General features: G+C 40.4%; 4 protein-coding genes and 1 pseudogene. All 5 read left to right on the forward strand.

Annotated elements, in window-relative coordinates; all coding sequences use genetic code 11:
- The coding region (gene tftA / locus IQ229_RS10725; protein ID WP_194043534.1) for a hormogonium tapered terminus morphoprotein TftA at positions 1 to 1,194 on the forward strand (1,194 nt) is incomplete at its 5' end.
- Positions 1,195 to 1,574: 380 nt separating this feature from the next.
- Positions 1,575 to 2,663 (forward strand): TIR domain-containing protein, encoded by a 1,089-nt coding sequence (locus tag IQ229_RS10730; protein ID WP_194043536.1) that lies wholly within the window; start codon positions 1,575 to 1,577, stop codon positions 2,661 to 2,663.
- A gap of 228 nt (positions 2,664 to 2,891) precedes the next feature.
- The gene (locus IQ229_RS10735) at positions 2,892 to 3,917 is read left to right on the forward strand and encodes a hypothetical protein (RefSeq protein WP_194043538.1); all 1,026 of its coding nucleotides are present in this window, start codon (positions 2,892 to 2,894) and stop codon (positions 3,915 to 3,917) included.
- On the forward strand, positions 3,902 to 4,855 hold the full coding sequence (locus tag IQ229_RS10740; protein WP_194043540.1) for an AAA family ATPase: 954 nt from the start codon (positions 3,902 to 3,904) through the stop codon (positions 4,853 to 4,855). Before IQ229_RS10735 ends, IQ229_RS10740 begins: the two co-directional genes overlap by 16 nt.
- Positions 4,848 to 5,629 (forward strand): annotated as a pseudogene (locus IQ229_RS10745) (hypothetical protein); the annotation flags it as partial. The gene IQ229_RS10740 and the pseudogene IQ229_RS10745, both read left to right, overlap by 8 nt.

Raw genomic sequence — 5,629 nt, forward strand, 5'->3', positions numbered from 1 at the left:
ATTAGAGACAGCTTGAGTGCCGCCCAAACTATCACCTGGATTAATTCCCGCGGCCGCCGGGGTGATGTCGCCCTAGAAATTGCAGCTAATGCGGCTAACAGCCCTTCTGTGCGTGGGGCTAGCGTTTTCTACATTGCTAATAATAGCGATCGCAAGAGCAATGCTGAACAGTTACTAGTGGGATTGTTGCGCCGCGTACCCCAATTACCGAATCGGGGAGTCAAGCCAGATACAGATAGTGGATTGGGTAGTTTAGCATTCTGTCGTCAGACAACGCTGCCAGCTTTGGTGATGCAAGTAGGGTTTCTCAGCAATCCAGAGGATCGGGCTTTGCTGCAAACTCGTCGCCGCGATTTTGCTTTGGGAATTGTCGATGGATTGGTGACTTGGAGCCGTGTAATTGACCCCACTCCTGGAACTCCAACAGAAGCAAATTATCCGCCAATTAATATCAATATTAATGGGCAAAGTTACTCGGAACAAGGAGTGCTAGTTAATGGTAATGCTTATATTCCCATCGATTTAGTAGACCGTCTAAGAATTGACCTTTCAAAAGCAGCTAATGTCAATCGGATTACCTATCGCAAAGTAGTTTATGTTAAAGCGATTGAACTGCGAGATTTTAATGTTGCAGTTAATTGGGATGCGGCAACTCGTACTGTCAGCTTGCGATCGAATTTGGTGGTTTGCCCTGGTCAATTTGAGCGGTTAATGTCGAACGGTAATACTTCTGAAATACAGTTACAATTATTCCTCAAAAACAATAATGAAAATGCCTTAACAAAGTTTCCTGATATCCCAAAACTTTATCGGGAAGAAGCAGGTATAGAAGGAGTGAACTATGATATTGCCTTTTGCCAAATGTGTGTAGAAACTGGATTTTTACGGTTTGGTGGCGATATTAGAGCTGAACAAAATAACTTTGCAGGCTTAGGTGCGATCGGTGGCGGTTCGGAGGCTGCGTCTTTTCCAAGTGCCAGAATTGGAGTCAGGGCGCACATCCAACATTTGAAAGCTTACGCCAGCTTAGAACCTTTGGTACAAGAAGTAGTAGATCCCAGATTTCGCTTTGTCACACGTGGAATTGCGCCATTAATCGATCAGCTATCAGGGCGGTGGTCAGCAGATTTGGATTATGGTACAAAGATTTCAGCAATGCTCAAAAGATTATATGAATCAGCAGGACTTCTTTGAGTATTGAGTAACTTGTCATAGCAATTTTTTTAGGACGTGCAATCGAGTAATAATATTCACACAATTTCCGTTTAATTGTGTGATGCGAAAAATTTTGGATAATAGCAAGGTATATACGTAAAAATTATATAAGACTCCTATTTGATTTTTGAACAAGATTCAGTACACATCTATACCCTTCTTTTCTGTTCCCTATTCCCTGTTCCCTGTTCCCTACCTACGCAGATAATTTCAGGAATCAAATCGGATTACTATATTGAGGGTATTTTATAGGGCAAAACTTTTGTATAATAGCTGAATGTATATTTATAGTCTATAAAAATTCTTTATATTCTGACAGGAAAGCTCAATTATGTAAGCAATTTTGAAGCAAGTTCTTTATGAGTTTTTTCAGTGGTCATCGGCAAAGCATCTTATTTCTGGCTGCCAATCCTAAAGACACCACGCGTCTTCGCCTCGATCGAGAGTTGCGGGACATTGGGGAAGGACTGCAACGCGCTCAAAAGCGTGACCAATTTCAGCTAGAGCAACGGTTGGCAGTTCGTCCTCGTGATATTCAACGGGCTATGCTCGATATCAGTCCGCAGATTATCCATTTCTCCGGACATGGGGCGGGGGAGCAAGGGATAGTCTTTGAAGATGAAATTGGCAACACGAAGCTTGTGGACGGGGAAGCATTGGCAGGTCTGTTTGAACTGTTTGCTGACCAAATTCGCTGTGTTGTGCTAAACGGCTGTTATTCAGAAGTGCAAGCGAAAGCGATCGCTAATCATGTTGATTATGTAATTGGTATGAACCAAGCAATTGGAGATCGAGCAGCGATCGAGTTTGCAGTAGGGTTTTATGATGGGATCGGGGCAGGCCGTCCCATCGAGTTTGCCTACAAGCTAGGCTGTGCTGCAATTCAGATGGCAGGCATTGCCGAACACTTGACTCCTGTACTGCTCAAAAAATCCCCATCTTCTGATGTCATCCTTCAACCCACCTTGAATACTCTTGTTCAACCTCCAGTTGAGCAATTACAGAATAGGCCAATCGATGTCTTTATCTCCTACTCCCATAAAGATGACGAGCTGCTGGAAGAATTTGTGACCCATCTAGCTAACCTCAAACGCCAGGGTAAGATTACTGCCTGGTACGATCGCGCCATCGAAGCGGGAGAAGAATGGGAAGCTCAAATTAAGGGGCGACTAGAATCCGCTCGGATAATCCTGCTGCTGATCAGTCCCCCCTTCATGGGATCGGACTATTGCTATGACATAGAAATGCAGGGGGCGATTGCACGACACAATCAAGGCACAGCACGGGTAATTCCGATTATTCTCAGACCCTGTGATTGGAAAGATTCGCCATTCAGTAAGCTCCAGGTTCTACCAAAAGATGCCAAACCTGTAACCCAGTGGAGCGATCGCGATGCCGCGTTTCTAAATGTCGTAGAAGGTATTCGCAAAGCAGTTAATTCCCTGTAAAATATTCAAAAAAGTAGATTATTCATCAAAATGGAGTGTGTTCGCCGCGTGAGCGCAGAGTTATAATCACTCCTTGGCAAAGTTCAGAATGTTCCTACCCTGATTTGTTTCTCTTCTAAATCTCAATACCATCTGGCTATCCAACTATTGCGATTTTTTAAGGCAAGTATGGATGCTAAAAACCAAGCAATATCAGCAGATATTTCAGACATTAACTAAGGAGAATATATGCCTTCGCTTAAGCGTTTAGAGGCAAAACGTGAAGACCTAGAAGAGGAATATGGAGAAGTTCGCAAAAAGTTGAAATGGTTCAAGAAAGAAAAAATCACCAAAACTGATTCGGAAGCTAAATATGAGTTGGAACAACGAATTGAGGAGTACGAATCCAGATTAGAAAAAATAGATGAAGAACTCGAAGAGTTAGAAGAGCAAATTAATCAACCTAAACGAGTAGAAAACTCTGATTTAGAAAAAAGCCAAACTTTCGATTTCTTATATAAATCACTATTAAAGTTAGGATACTGGGAACAGCACAATCTCTTTGAAGAAATTGCTGGAAAATACTCTCATGGTGTGTTTTTGATCCAAGGTTGTTCCAAAGACTATGGTCAAAGATGGTTACTCAATCGACTAGCTTCGATTATCCCGAATATTTTGGAAGGTAAAAAAATTTTTATTGACTTAAATAGAACTTCATCAAGGACAGATATTTTAACGATTTGGGATGAATTTGCCGGTTGGGTTACTTTACCTGAAAAGAGTTCACCTTCTCAAATTACGGAAAAAATTTGTGAACTATGGAAATCACAGAATGTTTTAATTGTGTTTAACAATGCTGATGAAACGATTAAAGAAAATTTATGTGATTTACTTAACGGATTTTGGGCATCACTTACTCAAAAAGTATTAGAAGATAATAATCAACAAAATGCCTTCAAACTACTCATCTTCCTTATAGACTATCAAGGTGTAATATCTCAGTGGAATGTCGGTTTTGTCGAGAAGTATGATTCAGATTGGCAACCGAATTACCCTCTGGGATTGCCTGCAATCAATCCATTCTCAGATAAGGATTTAAGAGATTGGTTAAATTATCAGAGTGATTTCTTACCTCCAGCTATCTCTGCTAATAAGACAGAAACCGTTAGAGTGCTTTTAGAAAAGCAAGGGGTTCCAATGCCAACTTTACGAAAAATTTGCGATCTTTGTGGTTGTAATTGGTTTGAACAGGAGGGCAAATGGTTACGCCTCTAAATTCCGATCGCCTTGAATATACTAGTACTAAGCAACCGAAGCCAGGGGATAACTACAAAGGTAAACTCATCTATCCTTACTTACCCAGCCAAAAATTAGTGGATGTTGTGAATCTAGCGATTTACTTAGGTCGTCCATTATTACTCAAAGGAGAACCTGGATGTGGCAAGACTCAACTAGCTCTTGCAGTTGCTTATGAGTTAGGACTAGATTTTGAGGCTTGGTATGTAAAATCGACTAGTCGAGCCAAAGATGGTTTGTATATTTATGATACCGTAGGACGGCTACGGGATGCTCAATTAGCGGCATCTGGTTCTTTAACTATAGAAGAAAAGCAACGCTTTGATGATCCAACATCTTATATTCGTTTGGGCCCATTAGGTAGAGCTTTTATTAATCCCAAGCGGACGGTAGTTTTAATTGATGAGATTGATAAAGCCGATATCGATTTTCCGAATGATTTATTGCTAGAACTCGACGAGCAACTGATTCAGATTGAAGAGGTGCGAGAATACGGGAAAGAAAAAGAGATTAAGGCAGTCAATTCACCGATCGTTTTTATTACTAGTAACGACGAGAAAGATTTACCTGATGCATTTTTGCGTCGATGTTTATTCTATTACGTTCATTTTCCCAACTATGAACAAATTGTCCAAATTGTTAAATATCGATTTCCTGGTATTGCAGATGAACTGACAAATACAGCTGTTTCCCGTTTTATGCAATTACGGGAATCTATGGAGGGTGAAACTGGTAAATTCAGTAAGAATGTGAGTACGAGTGAATTGCTCGATTGGATTAAAGCTTTAAAGCGAGATTCATTACAAGAAGTATTAAATAAGTTGTCGGGTGAAGCCCAACTGCCTTACTTAGAGGTATTACTTAAAAGTTGGGATGCCCACATTAATTATTTGAGGTTGACTAGTGATCGTGAATGATCCAGCATTATTAGAACTATTCACTTGTTTAAGGAAAGCAGGTTTTATCTTAGGGTTGGCAGAATATCATCTGCTGCTGGAATCTATTAATGCAGGTTTTGGGACTCGCGATCGCACTGCACTAGCCCAACTATGCTCTGCCCTTTGGGTAAAATCCCAGCGAGAAGAGGAAATTTTTCAAGATTATTTTAACCAAATCATTCCAGAACGACTGGAACAAGATTTTTTTGAAAGTAAAATAGAAGATACTAGTTTAACAACGAATCAACAGGAACAAGCAACTTTCAAGAGACGTTTTACATCTCGAATTCCACGTTTGATAATTTTAGGGGTGGCGACTTGTGTTGTGGCGATCGCTAGTGCGTTTATCCTCCAAATGTTTATTTCTAAAAAAGACGAATCACAGGTTAGTACCTTAGCCTTTAGCACTTCTTTTTTTGACTCTTCCTTGGGGGTTTTCACTGTCGATATAAATGAAAAAGTAGCATATATCAAAATTACCCGTACTGGTAGCAAGCATGGGGCAGTCAGTGCAGAATTGAATTTTGGAAAGAACTGTTTTCCTGACGAGCTCAACTATACTTTGCAAATAGATGATGTTCACGAAATCAATGATAGTCCCCGAATTGTTCGATTTGAGGGTGGTAAAACAGGAGAGAAAAAAATTAAAATTCCCATTTTAAATGATGGGAAGAATGATTTTTTCCAGAAATATATTAATTTATGCTTGACTAAGCCTCAAGGTAAAGTTCAGCTTGGCGATCGCAACAGAGC

The organism is Nostoc cf. edaphicum LEGE 07299 (assembly GCF_015207245.1).
GTDB classification, from domain to species: Bacteria; Cyanobacteriota; Cyanobacteriia; order Cyanobacteriales; family Nostocaceae; genus Nostoc; species Nostoc edaphicum_B.

Coding starts and splice junctions, on each gene's coding strand:
- IQ229_RS10730 (WP_194043536.1), top strand. CDS start 1,575: ATGAGTTTTTTCAGTGGTCATCGGCAAAGCATCTTATTTCTGGCTGCC.
- IQ229_RS10735 (WP_194043538.1), top strand. CDS start 2,892: ATGCCTTCGCTTAAGCGTTTAGAGGCAAAACGTGAAGACCTAGAAGAG.
- IQ229_RS10740 (WP_194043540.1), top strand. CDS start 3,902: ATGGTTACGCCTCTAAATTCCGATCGCCTTGAATATACTAGTACTAAG.